An 18,679-nucleotide genomic window follows, 5' to 3' on the forward strand; every position below is an offset into this window, starting at 1 on the left:
CCCGGTACGGATTCGTCCGGGCTGGGAGTTCTGTGGGGGCGGCCCGGCGCGATGTGTCAGCTGAAGGCGCGGCGGTAGGCGTGGGGGCTGACGCCTGTGGTCCTTTTGAACCGGTCGCGGAAGGCGGTGGGCGAGCCGAACCCGACCTGGGCGCCGATGCGTTCGACGGAGTGGTGCGTGGTTTCCAGGAGGTGCTGGGCCTGGCGGATGCGTGCGCGGTGGAGCCACTGGAGCGGGGTGGATCCGGTCTGTTCGCGGAAGCGCCTGATCAGGGTGCGAGTGCTGGTTCCGGCGTGGGCGGCGATGTCGGCGAGGGTGAGTTCGGAGCTCAAGTTCTCCTGCAGCCAGGCCAGTAGCGGTTCGAGTGTCGATCCCTGGGGGGTGGGGGCGTGCGGGTGGACGATGAACTGCGCCTGTCCGCCCTCGCGTTCCAGGGGCATGACGGACAGCCGGGCCGCGTCGGCTGCGACGGCTGAGCCGTAGTCGCGGCGGATCATGTGCAGGCACAGGTCCAGGCCTGCGGCGGCGCCGGCGGAGGTGAGGATCTGGCCGTTGTCGACGTACAGGACGTCTGGGTCCACCTCGATGTCGGGGTGGGCCGCGGCCAGGAGATCGGCCGCGGCCCAGTGGGTGGTGGCCCGCAGGCCGTCGAGGAGTCCGGTGGCGGCCAGGGGGAAGGTGCCTGAGCAGATGGAGGCGATGCGCGTGCCGTTCTCGGCGGCTGCGCGCAGCGCGTCGCGGACGGCACCGGTGACCGGCGCCGTGGCGTCGGCGACGCCGGGAACGATGATCGTGTCGGCGGCCCTGAGATCGTCCAGCCCCCAGGGCACGCGCACGGTGAAGACGCCGGCGTCGATCTCCGGCCGTTCGGCGCAGACGCGGATCTGGTAGCCGGGGCGCCCGTCGGGCAGGCGGACCCGGGAGAAGACCTCGATCGGGGTGGACAGATCGAAGGGGATCACCTGGTCCAAGGCTAGGACGGCAATGGTGTGCATGGCAGGAATCTATCTGTTCTCCGGCTTCCGTTTCTGGTCTCGGTGCGACTTTTTCTGCGGTTTTGGCAGTTCAGCAGCCTTACCGGCCTCCGTGGCGTTATTCCGTTGGAAGGTGTCACTCATGCCACTGGGGGTGGGGAGGCGGCCCCGTTAGCGTCGGGAGCGACTCCGGCACGGGCCGGATGACGACCACCCGCGAAGGAACCTCTCCGTGCATGCCCAGATCATCCTGTTCGACGGCTTCGACCCGCTCGATGTCATCGCCCCCTATGAAGTGCTGTACGCCGGCGGCACCGCTTCCGGCGGTGCCCTGAGCGTGGAACTGGTCTCCGCCGAGGGGCCGCGTGAGGTGGTCAGCGGTACCGGGGGCCTGGTCCTGCGCGCCACCGCCGCCCTGGATGCCGCACGCCCCGGCCTGATCCTGGTCCCCGGCGCCTCGGGCCGCGTGGGCGAGCCGGGCGAGGTCCCCGACCAGCACGCGGGGGCGGACGAATGGCGACCGGACGAATTCATCCCGGTCCTGCTGGGCCGCACCCTGACGACCGAGCTGCCCGCGCTGCTGAAGGCGGCGATGGACAACCCCGACGTGACGCTCGGCGCGGTGTGCGGCGGCTCGCTCGTCCTGGCCATGGCCGGCCTGCTGGAGGGCCGCTACGCCACCACCCACCACCTGGGCCTCGACATGCTCGACGCCACCGGCGTCCACGCGGTCAAGGCCCGCATCGTCGACGACGGTGACCTCGTCACCGGCGCCGGCGTCACCTCCGGCCTCGACCTGGGCCTGTACCTGCTGGAGCGCATGGTGGGCCCGCGGATCGCCCACGCCGTCGAGGAACTCTTCGCCCATGAGCGCCGCGGCACCGTCTGGCGCCACCAGGGCCCCGCACCCGCCGGCCTGTGACCCAGCGCGCCGGCGCGCACCACCCACCGCACCACACCCGCGAGGAAGAACGACACCATGGCCGCAGAAGGCGTCTGGGACCTGTCCATCTCCACCCCGATCGGCACGATCGAAGCGGTGGTCGAATTCGCCCGTCCCCGTCAGGACGGTGTTCTGACGGGGACGGCCCGCGGGGCCGCGGAGAGCGTCCCGCTCAGCGACATCACCCTGGAGGGTGACCGGCTCACCTGGAAGCAGGCCGTCACCAAGCCCCTGCGACTCAACCTGGCCTTCGCGGTCACGCTCGACGGCGACACGCTGACCGGCACGTCCAAGGCCGGACGTCTTCCGGCCTCGAAGGTCACCGGCCGACGCCGCGCCGTCCCGGCGACCGCGGGCCGCTGACCGCGGGCCGTTGACCGCTGAGCACTGACCACTGACCACGACGGAGCTTTCCTGTCCCCGCACGTCCTGCGGCGGTACCGGCCTGGGCGGACAGCCACATGATCGGTCGGGCAACCTCTCACCGGACACCTCCCTCGGGGCGTGCCGCTGCCCTGCCGCTCACCACCCTTGCGACAGCTCGACGTCCTCACGATGAGGCCGGCGCGATCGTCGGTCTGCCGCCAGGGCGCGGCTGTCCCGTTCCGGGCGGGGCCCCCTTCTCGTCTCTTTCTCGTCACTCGGACCGTTTCGCCGTACCGCAAAGGCTTTTCCGGCTGTCCGCCACCTCGGCAGTATCTGCGCATCGCGGCATCACACGGTGCGGCGGTCCACACGAGATGGGGAGAAAGAGATGCGGTTCAGCAGGCTGGCACAGGCGGCGGCGGGCACGGTTGTGGCCCTGGGGGCGCTCGCGGGGACGGGAACGGCGAGCGCCGCTCAGGGCGCTGTCCCCGCGGGCTCGGTTTCGGCGGTGTGCGGGGAGTCGTACCACGTCGTCGTCCCCGGAGGGGAGGCGCAGTACACGGTGAACTGCGGCAGCAGCATCACCCGGGTGTCCGGATGGATCAAGGACACCGCGGCCGACGGCACGTGCGTGCGGATGAAGGTCTGGTGGCCCGACCGGCAGGGCTACACCTACTCGGCGAAGGCGTGCGAGAAGGGCCAGGTCGAGCACTTCGACCTCGGGGGCCGCACGAACGACGAACCGCCGACCGCCTACCTCCACACCGTGGGCTGACCGCCCCGGAGCGACCCGGAGCGCCCCGGGCGATCCGGCTCAGTCGGCTGCCGGCCGGGTCCGGCCAGCAGCCCGCCACGTCGGGAGGCGGGCTGCCCGGTGTGCCGTCAGAGTTCGTTGACGCGTGCCCACTGGGCGGTGCGCGGCGGTGCGGTCCTGGGCGTGGGTCGCACCGCCGCTGTCGTGGGGCGCCCCTCCAGGAGGGAGGTCCCCATCGCCGTACGGATGTGCACGACGGACTGCCCACGGCGCTCGGAGTCGACCAGGCCGGCGTCGCGGAGGGTGGCCGCGTGGCGGCTGGCGCTCGGAGCCGAGAGCCCGAGGGCCAGCGCGAGCTGGGTGGTGGTCATGGCGTGGTCGAGGGCATCGAGCGTCGCGGCGCGAGCGGGGCCGATCAGCCGCGTGAGATCTCGCCGGGGGCCGGGCGGCAGGGGGCTGTCCGGGCCTGTCGGCCCGGGGAACCAGCCGAGTTCATGAGGCAGGGGACAGGTGAGCGTGACGGGTCGTTCCTGGTCGACCAGCGCCGAGGGGTGGTTCACGCAGAAGAAGGACGGCAGGAACGTCATGGTCCGCCCGCCGACGTGGAACTCCGCATCCACCGGGCAGGGGGAGGAGACGTCCAGCACACCGTCGTGCCAGCTCATCAGCGGGGAGGCGTAGCTGGGGAGGAGTTGGCCGGCACCGTGGTCGAGCACGATGTCCGCCCGGCGGGCCCGCCCGGCGGCGAACGCGCGCCGGAGATGCCCGGCGTAGGGGGCGACGGCGATCTCGTGGTAGCGGCGCACCAGTTCACCGACATGCTTCATCGTCGTGAGGTCCCCGTCCGCCATCTCGCGGGCCCAGGACGGCAGGACGCGGTGGTAGCGGGCCATCAGCGTCAGCTCGTGCCTGAGCCGGGACCGCGGTGTCGCCATCAGCAGATCCAGGCCGCTCTCCGGGTCTGTGAGATCGTCCCCGGGCGTGAGGAAGTCGGGCCAGTAGTCGCCCGGCGGGTACAGGCGGGCGAGTTCGGCGACCGCGCGGGACAGTCCCGCGCGGGCCAGAGCACGTCGCACGGCCTGACGCCAGGGATCGAACAGCAGGACCGCTTCCCGTGTCTGGAGCAGGTGCAGGCTGTAGGAGATCTCCCATATCGGATGCGGGCCCGGCGCCAGCCGCACCCGCAGCAGATCCTCAGTCGCCAGGTGAAAACGCAGCATCCCCGTGCCCCCCTGCTCACTCTCCCGGTCGTCACCACCCCCAGTAGTTCCGGGAGTTCGCGAGCGGGCGGTTCCCGAGGAGGGCAGCACGGAGAGACTTGTGAAAACGGGACGTGACGACTCCGGCCCCCCGCCGGTCACCTCAGCAGACCACGGAAGCACAGGACACCGCGCCCGGCTCACAGGGTGCGCGGAGGCGATACGGGGGAGCACGGAAGCGCTCCCCGGAGCCGCCGCGCAGAAACCCGCCCGTGCCGCACCGCCGTCGGAGAGATCTCCCGTCCGAGCGGTCTGTCGCGCCGGGAGCACACCTTCGATGCTCGCTCCCGGCGCGGTTCGGCCAACTCGCACCCAGTTCGCTCCTCTATGCGGCGGGTTGGCCAGCTCGTGCGGGGGCGGCGGGTGCGCAGTTGGACCGGGCGTCCGGCCGTGCACGCCTGCTGACGTCGTTGACCGCCTCGGCGCGAGAGGGCGGAGCGTCCCCCGGAGCGCGGCGACGACTCGACCGTGTCAGCGGCACCATGCGCCAGGCCGGAAGCCGACCCGTGTGCCGCGTCCGGTGTCCGGTGGGGGAGTCGATGCGCCTGACCGGAACCGGCGTTTCCCCTCGCGCACCCACCGGTGAGCAGGCCGGCTGACAGAACTCCGGCGACCGCGATCGTCACGACCTTGTGTCGACGTGCGTGCCTCGGCATGTTGCTTCCCTCCCGGAACTGACCGGACCGGTCACCGCGTTCGGTGCCACGGCCTCTTTTTAGCGCCGGGAGATTGTTCGGTGTCGGGCGTGAGCGCCGGACAAACAATGACTGGACAACGCGACCGACGAAGCGATGCCGGATCGCTGAATGAGAAGGCGCAGGCAAGGGTGAGGGTGAAGGCGGGGGTCGAGGCCCAACGCCGGTCGCCGGAGCGGTCTCAGAAGAACGCGGTCACGCCTCGGGGGTCTGAAGCCAGGCCAGCGCGGCCACCACCAGGGCCGAGACGCCGGTGTCGAGGGTGGGTTGGATCACCGGGGCGAACGCGGCTGAATGGTTGATGGGGATGTCCTGGTTGACGGTGCCCTTGCGTTCGGCCTCGGCGTAGCGGTCCGGGTCGGTGCCTCCGATGCTCCAGTAGCAGAACGGAGCTCCAAGGGCCCGGGGAATCTCGCTGAAATCCTCACTGGCGGTCTGTAGTTCCGCGGTGCCCGCACGGTCGCCGAAGTGGGCGCGGAACGCCTCGTCCAGCCGCTTCGCCACATCGGCGTCGTTGTGGGTGGGAGGGAACTCCGACAGCTTCTCGATGGTCGGCGCCTCCGGCGAACCGGACGCCTCGGACTCGGCACGGACGCAGCGCTCGATGGCGTCCAGGAGGTGGGTGCGCGTGGCGTCGTCGTAGCTGCGCACGTTGAGTTCGATGACGGCGGAGTCCGGAATGACGTTGGGGCTCGACCCGGCCGTGATGCTGCCGACGGTCAGCACGGCCGGTGTGGTGGGCGCGAGTTCGCGCGAGACGATGGTCTGCAGTCGTACGACGCACATCGCGGCCAGGACCACGGGATCGACGGCGGCCTGCGGCGCCGAGCCGTGAGCCCCGCGTCCGTGCAGGGTGACCCGCAGGCTGTCGGCGGCGCTGAGGAACGCACCGGGCCGCACCGCGACGTGACCGGCCGGGTACGGCAGCACATGCTGGGCGAAAGCGACGTCCGGGCGCGGAACGCGGTCCGCCAGTCCGTCGGAGAGCATCGCGTCCGCGCCGTCGCCGTTCTCCTCGGAGGGCTGGAAGAGCACGACCAGAGTGCCCTGCCACCCGTCCTCGGCCTCGGCCATCAGACGCGCGAAGCCCAGCATGCAGGCGACGTGGACGTCGTGGCCGCAGGCGTGCATGACCGGTACCTCGTTGCCCGACCGGTCGGTGGTGGTCGCGGTCGAGGCGTAGGGCAGTCCGGTGGCCTCCTTCACCGGCAGTGCGTCCATGTCGGCCCGCAGCAGCACGGTGGGCCCGTCGCCGTGTTTCAGGACGCCGCAGACTCCGGTGCCGCCGATGCCGTCGGTGACCTCGTATCCCCAGTCGCGCAGCCGGTCGGCCACCCGCGCGGACGTCCTGGTCTCGGCCAGGCCGAGTTCAGGGTGCGCGTGCAGGTCCCGGTAGAAGTCCTCGACCTGCTGCCTGACGTCGTCCAGGCCCTGAAGAACTCTGTCAGCCGCGGCGGTCATCGGGGGGCTCCTCGTCGTTGGAGCGGTGGAAGGGGCGTCTGCCCTTCGAACGGACCTTGCGCACCGCTTCGGACGGCTCCAGAGGAAGGCCGCCGGGAAGCGCCCAGCCGCGCCGGTTGGCCACCAGGCGCAGCAGCACGGCGCCCAGTACACCGCAGACGATGCCGACGGTGGGCACTCCCAAGCCTGCGCACAGGATGTAGAGCGCCGACACGAGGACGGCGACCGTCGCGTAGAGGCCGTTCCCGCCCAGTACAGCCGGAACCCGGCGGAGCAGCAAGTCGCGGACCGCGCCGCCGCCCACGGCCGTGATGGTGCCCAGCAGCACCGCGGGCAGCCAGCCGAGACCGGCGGCAAGCGTCTTCTGCGCACCCGCGATGGCCCAGAAACCCAGCACGGCCGCGTCCAGCCAGGCGAACATGCGACCCCACTGCTCCTCGCCCAGCACGGCGAGGAAGGCCAGCAGGGCGCCGATGAAGGCAGTGGGCAGGTAGGCCGGGTCGGTGAGTGCCACCGGGGTGCCGTGCTGGAGCAGCGTGTCGCGGATGATGCCGCCGCCGAGGCCGGAGACCGTACCGACGGCCAGGTAGCCGAAGAGATCGAGACCCTCGGCTCGGGCGACCACACCGCCGAGCAGGCCGCAGATCAGCACGCCGGCCAGGTCGAGGTACCCGGTGACCGTGTTCACTTCCGCCGGTGTCAGCCATGAGGTCATGCCTCCTCCCCAACTGTCCACATCGTCGGGCCACGGTCCGGTGTCCGCACCTCCAGATCGACGCGGGCGCCCGCTTGCCACGCCGAGCCGGCCGGGACGACTCCGGCTCCGGCTCCGGCGTCGGCTCCAGCGCCGGCTCGAACAGGTGGCGTGTCTCCAGCCGATCCGATCCGGTCTGGTCCAGTCCGGTCCGATCCGGTCCGCTCTGCCGTCCCGTCGCGGGCGGAGCAGGGCCTCGGTCGCCGTCGCCGTGGGCAGGCGACCGCCGTCCCTGTCTCCCTCGGCGCAGCCATGACATCCGGCGGACGCGGCGACGGCGTCAGGGGAGGCTTCGGCCCCGGTCCTGGGGCGGGGGGGGCAGATCGTTCCTGGTCAGGGTCTGCTTCCGGCGGAGGGGCGGGGCGGCCGGTGCTGCTGGGAGCGGCTGGGGGAGCTGCCTGTGCCCACTCGAAAGTGCGCGGTGTCAGATGAGTGTTCGGGGGTGTTCGGGCGGGCGGGTTTGCCAGGGCCTCAGCCGTCAGGATATTGCTTCCCGTGATGAGGAAGTCACCGTCTGTCGCGTGCGCCGATGGTCGTGCACGGGGGGAATCGAGGACACGTGAGCAGTGCGGCAGCCCCGGTACGGGACGGGGATTCTTCGGGGGACGCCGAGTATCTGCTCGGATCCTCGCGCGCCGAGCGGGAGCGGCTCCTCGCCCAATGTGCACTCTTGCGGCCCGCCTCAGCGACCCTCCTGGACGGAATTCCCCTGCCGTCGAACGCGAAGGTGCTCGACCTGGGCTGCGGCCCGCTGGGCATCCTCGACCTTCTCAGCGAACGGGTCGGCCCCACCGGGGAGGTCACCGGCCTCGACACCGATCATCGGATGATCGGCTGGGCCCGGGAGTCCGTCACCGAACTCGCCCTCGGCAACGTAGAAGTCCGCCACGGAGCCCTGCCGCCCACCACCGCCGCCGAGGCGTTGTACGACCTCGCCCACTGCCGGCTGCTGCTGATCAACACCACTCACCCCCGCCGGATTCTGGACTCGATGGCCGCCGCGGTCAGGACCGGGGGGTGGGTCGCGGTCCAGGAGCTCGACTGGGCCACCTGGCAGTGCGACCCGCCGCACCCCGCGTGGAGCCGGCTCAAGGACCTGCTCGCCCAGGTCTTCGGAGGCGACGTCCACATCGGCGCCCGGCTGCCCGGCCTCGTGCGGGAAGCCGGCCTCACGGACGTCCGCACCAGCGCCCACACCTACTACTGGCAGCCGGGTGACCGCTACCAGACCCTGCTCCTCTCCTTCGCCGGTCTCTTCCGCGACCGGCTCCTGCGCCACACCCCGCTCACCTCCCAGGAACTCGACTCGCTCATCAGCACACTCCGCGACCACCTCGGCCGGCCCCACACCACCGTCCGCGAGAGCCTCCTCGTACAAGTGCGGGCCCGCAAACCCTGACGGCCACAGCCGCGAGGCCGGTCGGGGGCGTTGGGTGATCACGCCCCCAACAACCGCCGGACGCAACCCGGTTGATCAGACGGAAGGCGAAACGCAGAAGCTCGCGGTAGCGACTGGCGTGCGCCGCGAGGTTCTCGTCGGAGACCGTGCGGACGCCGTGGAGGACCAGCGGCTCGTCAAGACGCCTGCCGGTCGGACGGGCGGTGGCGTCGAGGGGCGCCAGCGACTGGGCAGCGGGTCCGCGACTCGATGGGCGACCTGGCGGCCGAGGCCCGCGCCGCCGACCCCGAGCGGCTCGCCGACGGACTGGTCCTCGTCCTCAACGGCGTCTACGTCACCGTCACCGTCACCGCCACCGTCACCGTCCTCGGCCCCGAAAGCCCCGAGGGCCCCGCGCGGTGCATCGCTGAACTCGGCCGCCGCCTCGTCGAGGCCGCCTGCGACGGACCAGGCCGCCCCTGAGGCGGGTACGGCGTCCGAGCGCCGTGATCGTGGCTCCCCGTCACACCGCTGCTGCCGCGTCCGGACCGGCCAGGAACGGACGCAGCAGCGCGAGCAGGGCGCGCGGCCGGTGCAGGGGGATGATGTGGCCGCAGTTCTCGATGACGTGTCCGGTGAGGTCGTCCGTGAACGGGCGGAGCTGGCGTTCCAGCGCGGCGCCGACGGGCTGAGCGCCCAGCGCCATCGTCGGCACCGTCAGGCGGGCGGTGGCGACCGCGCGCTCGATCTGGGCCGCGCTCTCGGGCAGGGCCCGGTAGGTCGAGAACGCGCGGCTCAACGCCTGGCGGCCGGTGTACGCGCGGACGAAGGCGTCCCGGACGGCGGGACGCACCCCGTCGCCGAGGGTGCCCATGCGCAGGAACCAGTCGACGTACTCGGCCTCGTGGCCGTCGAGAACGGTCTCGGCGAGGCCGGGCGCGGCGGAGTGGAAGCCGAACCACCAGGGTGGCCCGCCGGCGAGGAAGTCCTCGGCCCCGGGCAGCCGGCCCAGCAGGGACTCCATCACGACCAGGCGCCGGACCAGGCGGGGGTGGCGCAGGGCGAGGAGGAAGGCCGGCGGAGTGCCCGCGTCGATGCCCACCACCGCCGCCGAGGACACACCGAGCGCGGTGAGCAGCGCCGCGGCGTCCTCGGCGAGGGTGCCCGCGTCGTACCCGGAGGTGGCCGGGCCGCTCGCGCCGAACCCGCGCAGGTCCGGCGCGATGACGCGGTGGCGGGCGGACAGCTCGGCCATGACGTCCGTCCACAGCTCCCAGGTGTGCGGGAAGCCGTGCAGCAGCAGGACGGCGGGGCCCGATCCGGCGAGGGCGACGTTCAGTTCGACACCGTTGACGCGGACGCGACGCAGCTCGGGCACGGTGGACTCCAGACGTGGTGGGGAGCAGAGGTGGTGAGGAACGGTGGCGGTGAGGAATAGTGACCAGGTCACGGTAGGGAACTATGCTGGTCCGTCCAAGACGGCACTTTCCCCTCAGGTGGTGAGCCCCAGGTGACCACGTCGAGACCCGGCGGACCCGACCCGCGGCCCGGTGAGCGCGGTGACCTGTTCGATCCGGACTGCCCGACCCGCCGGCTGCTCGACCGCGTCGGCACCAAGTGGACGTCGATGGTGGTCAAGGTGCTGGCACGGGAGGCGCCGGGCGAGCTGCGCTTCGCGGATCTGCGGCGCCGGGTCCCGGGCGTCTCCCAGAAGATGCTGTCCGTCACGTTGCGGAGCCTGGTCCGTGACGGCCTGGTCGCGCGGCGGGTGGAGCCCACCGTGCCGCCGGCTGTCCACTACCGCCTCACCGAGCTGGGCCTGTCCCTTGAGGAACCGCTCTCCGCCCTGCGCGTCTGGGCCGAGACTCATATGTCGGCGATCGACCGCAACAACCGGCTGGCCGACGAGTCGGCCGTCGACTGAGCGCGGTATCCGGTGACGTCAGCTCCGGGCGCCGGCGCGGCGTCGTGAGACGGCGTTCGTCGGGACGGGCTCCTGCTCGCAGCAACAGGTCCCGGGGCGGCTGCTGCTGGCGGTCCGAGCCTGGTCAAGCCCAAACAGCGTTCCGTCGGAGCCAGTTGGCACGCCGAACGGCCAGTCGACCGGCCCGGCGGCGCCCGTTCGCCGAGGACGATAGGCACTCCGCGCGCAGATAGCAGCGCACCTCGCGCAGCGCGACCGTCTGCCCGGCGACCCACATGTACTCGTGCGAGATCGGCCGGCGACCGGTTGAGGCCGGTCGGAGAGATGAGGCCGACCGGGTCGTCAGGACGGGCCCCGGCACGAGACGAACGCGCCGGACACCGACGCCGGGCTCAGCGTGGCACGGGGGACAGTTGGAGCCTGGCCTTGCGGCCGGAGACCCACTTCACCCAGATCCGCAGGTTGTTGAGCTGGACAGTGCCGCCCGGACTGGTGCTGCCGCTGAGTCCCACTCCGTCCGTGGTGGTGGTCGACATGGCCACGAGTCGGGAGCTGATGTGCGTGACCTTGAACTGCTTGAAGCCGAACTTACGGCTGTTGACCTTGATGGTCTTGGGCGCCGACACCGTGATCGTGCATCGCCCGTCGTAGCAGGGCCCGTTGCGGGCGGCGGACGCCACCGGTGTCATCAGGCCGAACCCCAGTGTGCCCGCCATCGTCAACGTCATGACGGTCTTCACGGCTCGTCGGCGCATACCTGTGTTCATCATGGACCTCCTGTTTCGAGGGGCATTCCTGTGTGGTGGGGAGTTGCTGCCGACGTTTCTCATCCACGGGTCCTGGAATCCCTCCCGAGATGCCGGGTTCCGCGCGAATCAACTGGCGTTCGTCGGACCGCAGTTCACGAGGGCGCCGAGTTCGCACCGGACGGTCGAGGTGCCGCCGGGCGTGGCCCGGTTGCCGTGCTGGGCGGTGGCCGACAGGGAGGCGACGGACGCGATGGAGTCGACGAGCCGGCGTCTCGATGGAGTCGACGCGAGTCGGATTCGGGCCGTCCCTCTTCCGTCAGGGCGGCGGCTTCTTGCTTGATGCAACGCTAGATCGGGCCCGGCTCTCTCCGGCAGAGCGCACTCGACACCTCAACACGGCACGCGCGGCACGCCCCTCACGCGGCGCACGTCAGAGCGCCGACGAAAGGGGCGTATCGGTGTCATACGGGGACGGATTCCGGTGCTCGACGGGCCACTTCCTCGACGGGAGCCAGGGACCGGTCTCGCAGAAGCACCGAGGCAGTGGTTCCCGGGCCTCGCGTGAACGACGGCCCCGCTCCCTCTCGACGCGGGCGAGGCCGTCAGATCAAGTCAGGTCAGATCAGGTCACGTCAGGTCAGATCAAGGGAGTCGCCCCCTCGGCGACCTCGTCAACTCCGGTTACCTACAGGCGCGTTCCTCTGCAACCGGTACCAGACGATCCCGGCGACGGCGACACCCGAGGCGACGTAGAGCCAGCGCGGCTCGGACGCGTCGGCTCCGGTGAGGGAAGACGTCGAGAGGGCGGTGGCGCAGACGACGGCCGCTGTCCAGCCCCACTTGGAGGCGGAACGCCTTCGCGCGCCCTGACGGCCCCGGACGACCGTGACCAGCGCATAGGCGCCGATGGCGAGGGCGAGGCCGATGAGGGCAGACGTCAGGCCCGGCATACCGTTCTGCGGAGCCTGTAGGGCCACGGCAGCGCCGAACAGGACCGCGCACGACGGCGGCACCCAGACGGGCAGGGGCGGGCGCGCCACAGCGCGGTGGGGCGGGTGGGACTGGTGAGTCTGCCCGAGGCTGCTCCTGGCTTCTGCTGCGTCCATATCGGTCATTGTGGCAGCCGTCCGCCGACGCCCCTCATCCGGCATGACCAGGGGAGCGAGCGCGTGTGCAGGGCCTGAGCGGCACATGTTCCTGTTACTACGCCTCGCGCACCATCGCCTTCTGCAACCACTGCGGTCCCACCACTGTGACAGTCGTCCGCAGAGGCCGGATGGAGCCCCCGAGGTCGCGGACCAGGCCGGTACTGTGACCGGGATGATTCACCGCGGTCGGGAGACGGCTCACGGGACGAGCGCGGTCCGCTGGGCGACTGCTATTACTGGTGCATGCAGGAAGAAATCGCACGGTCCGCGATCGACACGTTCATCTCCGCGTTCAACGCCTCGGACGACAGCTATGTGACTGCGCTGCTCGCCCAGGCCCTGACCTCGGACGTGGTTTTCTGGGGGCCGTTGGGCCGCAGTGAGGGGATCGAGGCGGTCGAGCGGTTCGTGCTGGACATCCGGCGCCACCCCGCGGGGACCGGCACGATGGTGCGCTGCTCCGGGGTGGACATGCCGGACGAGTGGGCCCGGTACCAGTGGGTCTTCACGACGCCGGACGGAGGCCCCCGCCTGGCGGGGACGGACGTCGTCCATCTGCGACGGAGCCTCATCGACCAGGTCATCGTCTTCGCGGGGGAGATCGAGCCGTCCGGCTCCTGAGTCATTCTCCTCTTGCGCCTTGCTCTCTCGCGGCCGATTCGGGACGCGCGGTCAGCCAGGACGCCATCGGGTCGGGTTCCGGGTCGGGCGGCTCTGCTTCGCAGAACACGGGTGCTGGCCTCGGGTGACCGGCCGCACGGGCGGTCGCGATCACTCCGCTGGGGGAGTGATCGACGATGAACGGCGGCGGCTCCTCGCCCAGCGTCTCGATCAGTCGGTGGATGTCCTCCACCGACTCGTCGATCGCGTACGGCCCGTTCCCGCGACGCCGGCCCGCCGGGGTGTACCCCCGGCGGGCCGGGACCCTGCCGGGTCCGTGGATCAGGTGGGCCCGTGGATCAGGTGAGCTCGTGGATCAGGTGGGCTCGACCCTCACCGAGACCACGTAGGCGCCCAGGTCGCACCAGACGGTCGAAGTGCCGCCGGACACCGCGCGGTTGCCGAAGTGGACGTACCGGTAGCCCTGCTTGTCGCAGACGATGGACGCCGTGAACGCCCCGCCGGTACAGCTGACCGACGCGCCCTTGTGCCCTCCGCTGCCGGTGAGCGGGCGCGGGCTCCCGCAGTTGAGACCCCTGGCGGTGGCCGGGGCCGACGCGGCGGACGCTGCGGGAGCAGCGGCGGAGACGGCGGCGGTGGCCGGCGCGGCGGTGGCGAGCAGCCCCGCCCCCAGCATGGCCGCCGTCGCGGCGGAGCCGACAAATCGGTTTCGGACAGTCACATTTCCCCCATAGGTGGTGGTTTCTTGCCTGCCACAACGCTAGGTCCCTCCCGGTCCTCTCCGGCAGAGCGCGCGGGGCACCTTGGGACGGCAGACGCGGCACGCCCCTTGCGCCACGCACACCAGCGCGCCGACGAAAGGTGCGCCCCGGTGTCATACGAGGACGGGGGGCAGCGCACGGGCTTCCCGTCCGTGGTCCGCGGGATGCCGCGCGACGCGGCGCTTGTGCGGCAGGCCACTTGGGCAGGAAATACGCAACTTCGACAGGGTCGGCGAAGGCGGCTACCTTCACCTGGTCCTCGGCGATCGCCCACAGCCGCAAGGGAGTTCGCCCAAGCTGAGCTGCCCGCGACGGGGCGAGTCGGTCGCGCCTCCGCGCCACCTCGTCCCGTGCGTGAGCCACCGCACCCGGCCCGCACCGGGCACCCCGACCAGGGAGAGACGCATGCCCCTACTCGCGCTGTACACCTTCGGCACCCTGAAGTCGCCGCTCGTCGATCCCGCGCCTCTCACCCGCGAGTTCTACGACACCGGTGAGGCCGTCTACCGGAAGATCAGTCAGCACCCCGGATACCTCGCGCGGGCCGAAGCGGCCGAAGGCGACCGGGGCATGCTCTTCGGGGCGGACTGGGGTGCGTGGGGGGAGTTCGCCGTACCGGCCTGGTACCGCAAGGGCCGCACGGTCGATACCACCGCCCTGGCCACAACCCTCTCCCTCTGGACCGGCCTGCGCCCCGCGTTCGACGCGGTCTACACCGGTCTCCACCGCGCCGCGCTGAACAGGCGGTACGACTGGTTCGAGAGGACGGGGCACCCGAATCACGTGTGCTGGTGGGTCTCCGAGGGTGCGACACCGACCTGGCGGGACGGGGTGTCCGCGCTGGAACACCTCCACGAGCACGACGTCGCGCCGCACGCCTTCACCTTCCCCCACCCGTTCACCCCGGAGGGAACGCCGGCCCGGCGACCGCCGAGTGGGTGCGACCCCGAGTCCACGAACTGATCGGCAGGCGTGCCGCCGAGGCGCCCGACGGCCGACTGGATCGCCTCCCTCGCTCCGACTCGCCCTCGACTCGGCCCAGCGGGTCCGGCGCGGCGGGCCGTCCACAGTCGCGGCCCGCCGCGTTCACGGGGTCAGCCGGTCACACCCGGCCGATCACCCAGCGGGACGCCGTCCCGGTGCTGGGCCGGAATCCGACCCGGTCCCCGATGCCGCCGCCCGCGTGCAGGTAGTTGCCGCTCTTGACGTGCCTGATGTACTTGCGGCTGCCGGACGTGGTGGTCCACTTCTGATACCCGTCGGTGTTGCACCGCTGCGTGTAGACGGCCGAGCCGTCGCCGTCCAGGCACTGGTTGGTCGCCGGGTTCTTGAAGACGCCACCGGCGATCGTCCACACCTGCTTCGCGCTGCGGTCGCACGTGGCGAGGACGAGGCGGCCCTGGCCCGACTGGGTGATCACCACCTGGAGGTAGGCGTTGCGGCTGTTGCCGTTGACCACCTGGTAGTGCACCGCCCGCGGTGAACTCGCCGTCTGCGCCGAGGCCGTGGTGCCGAACAGCAGCGTCGAGGCGAACGCGCCCGCCGCGCCGGCGCCGGCCAACCGGGCGAGATGTCCCTTGAGTTCCATGGCTGATCCCTTTGGTCGATTGATGGATCGGCCCCTCCTGTCCACCGCTCGGCGGTGCCTTCGGCGACCGGATCGCGGGGATCGGTGGGGACGACGATCACCGTCTCGCGCGCCGTCCCCATGGCGTCCTCACCGCGTCACCACGGCCGTTGGGCGAGCCGCATCGCCAACGCTATGCTCTTGGATGGTTACTTTCGGTGATGGGTGACGTTCGGGGGATGGACTTTCGCGTACTCGGCGCGCTCGAGGTCTGGAGGGGCACCGAGCGGGTGCCGGTGCCCGGAGCGCGCCGTCAGCGGGTGCTCGCCGCGTTGTTGCTGGCACCGAACGCGGTGGTGCCGCTGTCCAGACTCGCCGAGATGACCTGGGACGACGAGCCGCCCGCCAGCGCCGTCAAGCAACTGCGCAACTCCGTCTCGGCGTTGCGTGAACGTCTGGGTGACAGCGCGCAGCGGCTCATCCTCACCGAGGAACCCGGCTACCGGATCCGCGTCGCTGAGCAGGACCTCGACTCGCTCCGCTTCGCCGCTGGCGTCGCCCTGGACCGGTACGCCCTGCACCTCGTCGACGCCCTCGGCTTCCTCGTGCTGATGGGCGGCTGGGAAGAGCGCGTCGACACCGCCACCGCGGGCCTGCGGGCGGCCCGGCGATCCGGCTTGACCGAGCACGAGGCCAACGTCCTGCTGGCCCGCGGAGAGGCCCTGGTGCAGATGCGGCACCCCGATGCGGAGCCCGACCTCACCCGTGCCTCCACCCTCGCCGAGGAGATCGGCAACCTCCACCTCCAGATCGCCGCCCGCACCGAACTCGGCCAACTGCTGCGCAGGCAGACCCGGTTCGCCGAGGCGCTCGGCGACTTCGACGAGGCGCGCGTGCTCAGCAGAGGGTTCGACACCTGACGGTGGGAAGCGGTCGCGGAAGGCAACCTCGCCCGACTCCACGCCGATCTAGGCCACCACCGTCAAGCCGTCGAGCACGGCACCCGCAGCGTGCGGCTGCGCCGCCGGCTCGGCGACACCGACGGCGAGGCGTGCGCGCTCGCGGTCATCGCCAGGGGCTTGCAGGGCCTCGGCGACCACGACACGGCCGTCGTCCACTGCTGACGCGCGGTCGCACTCGGTCGGGCGTCCCTCGGCAGCCACGACGAGACACTCGCCTGGCCCCTCGCCGTCCTCGCCACGTCACTGAACCACCTCGGACGCGTCACCGAGGCCGTCGGCTGCCGGCGGGAGGCCGCCGCGATCTACACCGACCGGGGACTGGACGCCGACGCCGCCGCCATGCGCCACCACATCAGGACGGCGGAACCCGCGCCCGGCGGGCCGCGCCCCGCCGGCCGGGTCGCGGACCGCGGCCTCGCCCGCTGACCGATCCGCCGCACCTCACGGCCGATCCGGTCCTCACCGGTAGCCGGACGCGTCCGCCGGCCTGCCCGCCTCCTCCACCTCGACCAGATAGCGCCAGCAGTCGGGGCGCGAGCCGTCGAGGTCCGTGAAGCCGTACTCCTGGGCGAGTTGCCCGCTGGACACCGACCGCCCGTTCCAGCGCGCGACCTCCGCGTCGCCCGCCAGCGCCGCGACGGCGCGCCCCACGTACGACGGGCTCTCCGAGACGCAGAAGTGCGGTACCTCGGTCAGCGCGTCGCGCCAGGTCTCCTCCGTGACGCCGAGGGTCTCGAGCATCATCTCCGAACGCATCCAGCCGGGCGTGACGGTCACCGCCGTCCCGCCGTACGGCCGCAGTTCGTGCGCGAGGACGAACCCCATCCGCAGGACGGTGTTCTTGACCAGGTCGTAGAAGTACGAGTTGCGGTAGCGGCTGCCGTTGTACGCGGAGGTCCCGTCGGTCATCTCCACCACCAGCCCGCCGGGTTCGCGCACCAGCAGCGGCAGCAGGAAGTGGCTGGAGATCGCGTGGGTGTCCACGCCGAGCCGCAGCAGCCGCAGCCCCGCGTCGAGATCGTGCTCCCACACCGTCGTGTCGAACTCGAACAGCCGCTCCCCGCCCCAGACATCGTTGACCAGCACGTCGAGCCGCCCCTGCTCGGTGTCGACGCGTTCGGCCAGCGCCCTGACCTGCTCGGGCACCAAGTGGTCGGTCGGTACCGCGATCCCGGTCCCGCCCGCCCCGGTGACCAGCTCCGCGGTCTCCTCGATCGTCTCGGGCCGGTCGTACTCCGAGCGGCGCTCCCGAGTCGTACGGCCGGTGACGTAGACCGTCGCGCCCGCCGCGCCCAACTGGACGGCGATGGCCCGTCCGGCGCCCCGCGTCGCACCCGCGACCAGGGCGATCCTGCCCTGGAGGTCCGGGTCCTGTGTGTCGGGCCTGAGTGTCATGAAGTCCCCTTGTCCGTCTGCGCGTTCCTGGCCCGGGTCCGTCGTCGACGCGGGCCGTTCGTGCCATGGTCGGCCGCTGTACCGACACCTTCTGTCGTCTTTTCGGGGCGATGACGGAGACGACGGCGACGGAAACCCGGATGCGGGTGCCGGGCGGCCGGCCCTAGGCTGCGGGCCCGGGGACGGTCAGGCACCGTGCCGACCGGCAACGGAGCGGAGACGTACGGGACATGACCAGCGAACTGTTCGCGATCTGCTTCGACACCGCCAGGCCGTCGCACTCCGCGCGGTTCTGGTCCGGGCTCCTGGACCGGGAGTCCGCCGAAGGGCCGGACGGCGACGTCACGATCCTGCCCCCTGACCCCGCCGGCTTCCGCATCCGTTTCCTGCCGTCCCAGGAGCCGAAGACCGTCCAGAACCAGGCGCACTTCGACCTGACGAGCACCTCCCCCGACAACCAGCGGGAGACGGTGGCCAGGGCGCTCAGGCTCGGCGGGAGCCACCTCGACGTGGGCCAACTCCCCGAAGAGGGGCACGTCGTGCTCGCCGATCCGGACGGCAACGAACTGTGCGTCATCGAGGCGGGCAACAGGTTCCTCGCCGACACCGGCCCCATCGGGGCGCTGGCCTGCGACGGTACGCGGGACGTCGGCCGCTTCTGGAGCGAGGCGCTGCGGTGGCCGCTGGTCTGGGACCAGGACCAGGAGACCGCGATCCAGTCGCCCAACGGCGGCACGAAGATCACCTGGGGTGGTCCTCCGGTGGCGCCGAAGACGGGAAGGAGCAGAGTGCGCTTCGAGTTGGCGGTCCCCGCCGGCGTCCCCCGGGAGGCGGAGGTCGACCGGCTGATCTCGCTCGGCGCCACCCGCACCGGCCCCGGCGGGAGCGACGACGGCCCGCTGCCGCTGCTCGACCCCGACGGCAACGAGTTCCTCTCTTGCCCCGTAGATCGTTCTGCCGGAGGCTGA

21 protein-coding genes and 1 pseudogene are annotated in these 18,679 nt (G+C 71.4%); 11 read left to right on the forward strand and 11 right to left on the reverse strand.

The window, feature by feature from the left end; translation table 11 throughout:
- Positions 1-56: 56 nt before the first annotated feature.
- A complete protein-coding gene (locus DDJ31_RS32465; RefSeq protein WP_127176847.1) occupies positions 57-995 on the reverse strand; it encodes a GlxA family transcriptional regulator in 939 nt (312 codons plus the stop codon).
- 211 nt (positions 996-1,206) lie between these two features.
- Here DDJ31_RS32465 and DDJ31_RS32470 point away from each other — a divergent pair, with 211 nt between their 5' ends.
- From DDJ31_RS32470 to DDJ31_RS32480, 3 genes are all read left to right on the forward strand, one after another.
- Entirely contained in the window at positions 1,207-1,896 is a 690-nt protein-coding gene (locus tag DDJ31_RS32470) for a DJ-1/PfpI family protein (protein WP_127176846.1), read from the forward strand.
- A 57-nt stretch (positions 1,897-1,953) separates the two neighbouring features.
- A complete protein-coding gene (locus tag DDJ31_RS32475; protein WP_127176845.1) occupies positions 1,954-2,280 on the forward strand; it encodes a hypothetical protein in 327 nt (108 codons plus the stop codon).
- A 391-nt stretch (positions 2,281-2,671) separates the two neighbouring features.
- A complete protein-coding gene (locus tag DDJ31_RS32480) occupies positions 2,672-3,058 on the forward strand; it encodes a hypothetical protein (protein ID WP_127176844.1) in 387 nt (128 codons plus the stop codon).
- Positions 3,059-3,165: 107 nt separating this feature from the next.
- On the opposite strand, the gene DDJ31_RS32485 is transcribed toward DDJ31_RS32480, so the two are convergent.
- The 3 genes from DDJ31_RS32485 to DDJ31_RS32495 all read right to left on the reverse strand — a co-directional run bounded on the left by DDJ31_RS32485 (position 3,166) and on the right by DDJ31_RS32495 (position 7,167).
- Entirely contained in the window at positions 3,166-4,257 is a 1,092-nt protein-coding gene (locus tag DDJ31_RS32485) for an ArsR/SmtB family transcription factor (RefSeq protein ID WP_127176843.1), read from the reverse strand.
- Positions 4,258-5,186: 929 nt separating this feature from the next.
- Complete coding sequence (locus tag DDJ31_RS32490; protein WP_127176842.1) at positions 5,187-6,452, reverse strand: M20 family metallopeptidase; 1,266 nt, start codon at positions 6,450-6,452, stop codon at positions 5,187-5,189.
- Positions 6,436-7,167, reverse strand: coding sequence for a trimeric intracellular cation channel family protein (locus DDJ31_RS32495; RefSeq protein WP_127176841.1), 732 nt, complete (start codon positions 7,165-7,167; stop codon positions 6,436-6,438). The genes DDJ31_RS32490 and DDJ31_RS32495 overlap by 17 nt, the downstream gene beginning before the upstream one ends.
- 709 nt (positions 7,168-7,876) lie before the next feature.
- On the opposite strand from DDJ31_RS32495, the gene DDJ31_RS32500 reads away from it, so the two are divergent.
- Together DDJ31_RS32500 and DDJ31_RS32505 are read left to right on the forward strand one after the other, a co-directional pair.
- Positions 7,877-8,605, forward strand: a complete 729-nt coding sequence (locus tag DDJ31_RS32500) for a methyltransferase domain-containing protein (RefSeq protein WP_164784852.1) — start codon at positions 7,877-7,879, stop codon at positions 8,603-8,605.
- A gap of 249 nt (positions 8,606-8,854) precedes the next feature.
- Positions 8,855-9,067 carry a hypothetical protein gene (locus DDJ31_RS32505; RefSeq protein WP_127176839.1) on the forward strand — a complete coding sequence of 71 codons (213 nt, stop codon included), beginning with the start codon at positions 8,855-8,857 and terminating at the stop codon, positions 9,065-9,067.
- A gap of 40 nt (positions 9,068-9,107) precedes the next feature.
- On the opposite strand, the gene DDJ31_RS32510 is transcribed toward DDJ31_RS32505, so the two are convergent.
- The gene (locus tag DDJ31_RS32510) at positions 9,108-9,962 is read right to left on the reverse strand and encodes an alpha/beta fold hydrolase (RefSeq protein WP_127182495.1); all 855 of its coding nucleotides are present in this window, start codon (positions 9,960-9,962) and stop codon (positions 9,108-9,110) included.
- A gap of 132 nt (positions 9,963-10,094) precedes the next feature.
- On the opposite strand from DDJ31_RS32510, the gene DDJ31_RS32515 reads away from it, so the two are divergent.
- On the forward strand, positions 10,095-10,508 hold the full coding sequence (locus DDJ31_RS32515) for a winged helix-turn-helix transcriptional regulator (RefSeq protein ID WP_127176838.1): 414 nt from the start codon (positions 10,095-10,097) through the stop codon (positions 10,506-10,508).
- Between the two features lie 392 nt (positions 10,509-10,900).
- Here the strand turns inward: DDJ31_RS32515 and DDJ31_RS32520 are convergent, their stop codons facing one another.
- Both DDJ31_RS32520 and DDJ31_RS32525 read right to left on the reverse strand, forming a co-directional pair.
- Positions 10,901-11,278 carry a hypothetical protein gene (locus tag DDJ31_RS32520; RefSeq protein WP_240677989.1) on the reverse strand — a complete coding sequence of 126 codons (378 nt, stop codon included), beginning with the start codon at positions 11,276-11,278 and terminating at the stop codon, positions 10,901-10,903.
- A gap of 650 nt (positions 11,279-11,928) precedes the next feature.
- Positions 11,929-12,363, reverse strand: a complete 435-nt coding sequence (locus tag DDJ31_RS32525) for a hypothetical protein (RefSeq protein WP_127176837.1) — start codon at positions 12,361-12,363, stop codon at positions 11,929-11,931.
- A 285-nt stretch (positions 12,364-12,648) separates the two neighbouring features.
- Between DDJ31_RS32525 and DDJ31_RS32530 the strand changes: the two genes are divergently transcribed.
- Positions 12,649-13,026, forward strand: a complete 378-nt coding sequence (locus tag DDJ31_RS32530) for a nuclear transport factor 2 family protein (RefSeq protein WP_127176836.1) — start codon at positions 12,649-12,651, stop codon at positions 13,024-13,026.
- Between the two features lies 1 nt (position 13,027).
- On the opposite strand, the gene DDJ31_RS32535 is transcribed toward DDJ31_RS32530, so the two are convergent.
- Both DDJ31_RS32535 and DDJ31_RS32540 read right to left on the reverse strand, forming a co-directional pair.
- Entirely contained in the window at positions 13,028-13,258 is a 231-nt protein-coding gene (locus tag DDJ31_RS32535; RefSeq protein WP_127176835.1) for a hypothetical protein, read from the reverse strand.
- Between the two features lie 123 nt (positions 13,259-13,381).
- A complete protein-coding gene (locus tag DDJ31_RS32540; RefSeq protein ID WP_127176834.1) occupies positions 13,382-13,747 on the reverse strand; it encodes a hypothetical protein in 366 nt (121 codons plus the stop codon).
- A gap of 445 nt (positions 13,748-14,192) precedes the next feature.
- On the opposite strand from DDJ31_RS32540, the gene DDJ31_RS32545 reads away from it, so the two are divergent.
- Positions 14,193-14,750 (forward strand): DUF3291 domain-containing protein, encoded by a 558-nt coding sequence (locus tag DDJ31_RS32545; protein WP_127176833.1) that lies wholly within the window; start codon positions 14,193-14,195, stop codon positions 14,748-14,750.
- Between the two features lie 139 nt (positions 14,751-14,889).
- Here the strand turns inward: DDJ31_RS32545 and DDJ31_RS32550 are convergent, their stop codons facing one another.
- Entirely contained in the window at positions 14,890-15,375 is a 486-nt protein-coding gene (locus DDJ31_RS32550) for an RICIN domain-containing protein (RefSeq protein ID WP_127176832.1), read from the reverse strand.
- Positions 15,376-15,593: 218 nt separating this feature from the next.
- Here DDJ31_RS32550 and DDJ31_RS32555 point away from each other — a divergent pair, with 218 nt between their 5' ends.
- Both DDJ31_RS32555 and DDJ31_RS32560 read left to right on the forward strand, forming a co-directional pair.
- A complete protein-coding gene (locus DDJ31_RS32555) occupies positions 15,594-16,274 on the forward strand; it encodes an AfsR/SARP family transcriptional regulator (RefSeq protein ID WP_127176831.1) in 681 nt (226 codons plus the stop codon).
- A 21-nt stretch (positions 16,275-16,295) separates the two neighbouring features.
- Positions 16,296-16,478 (forward strand): annotated as a pseudogene (locus DDJ31_RS32560) (tetratricopeptide repeat protein); the annotation flags it as partial.
- A gap of 297 nt (positions 16,479-16,775) precedes the next feature.
- Here the strand turns inward: DDJ31_RS32560 and DDJ31_RS32565 are convergent.
- Complete coding sequence (locus DDJ31_RS32565; RefSeq protein ID WP_127176829.1) at positions 16,776-17,711, reverse strand: SDR family oxidoreductase; 936 nt, start codon at positions 17,709-17,711, stop codon at positions 16,776-16,778.
- Positions 17,712-17,941: 230 nt separating this feature from the next.
- On the opposite strand from DDJ31_RS32565, the gene DDJ31_RS32570 reads away from it, so the two are divergent.
- On the forward strand, positions 17,942-18,679 hold the full coding sequence (locus DDJ31_RS32570) for a VOC family protein (protein ID WP_127176828.1): 738 nt from the start codon (positions 17,942-17,944) through the stop codon (positions 18,677-18,679).

Source organism: Streptomyces griseoviridis (assembly GCF_005222485.1).
GTDB classification, from domain to species: domain Bacteria; phylum Actinomycetota; class Actinomycetes; order Streptomycetales; family Streptomycetaceae; genus Streptomyces; species Streptomyces hintoniae.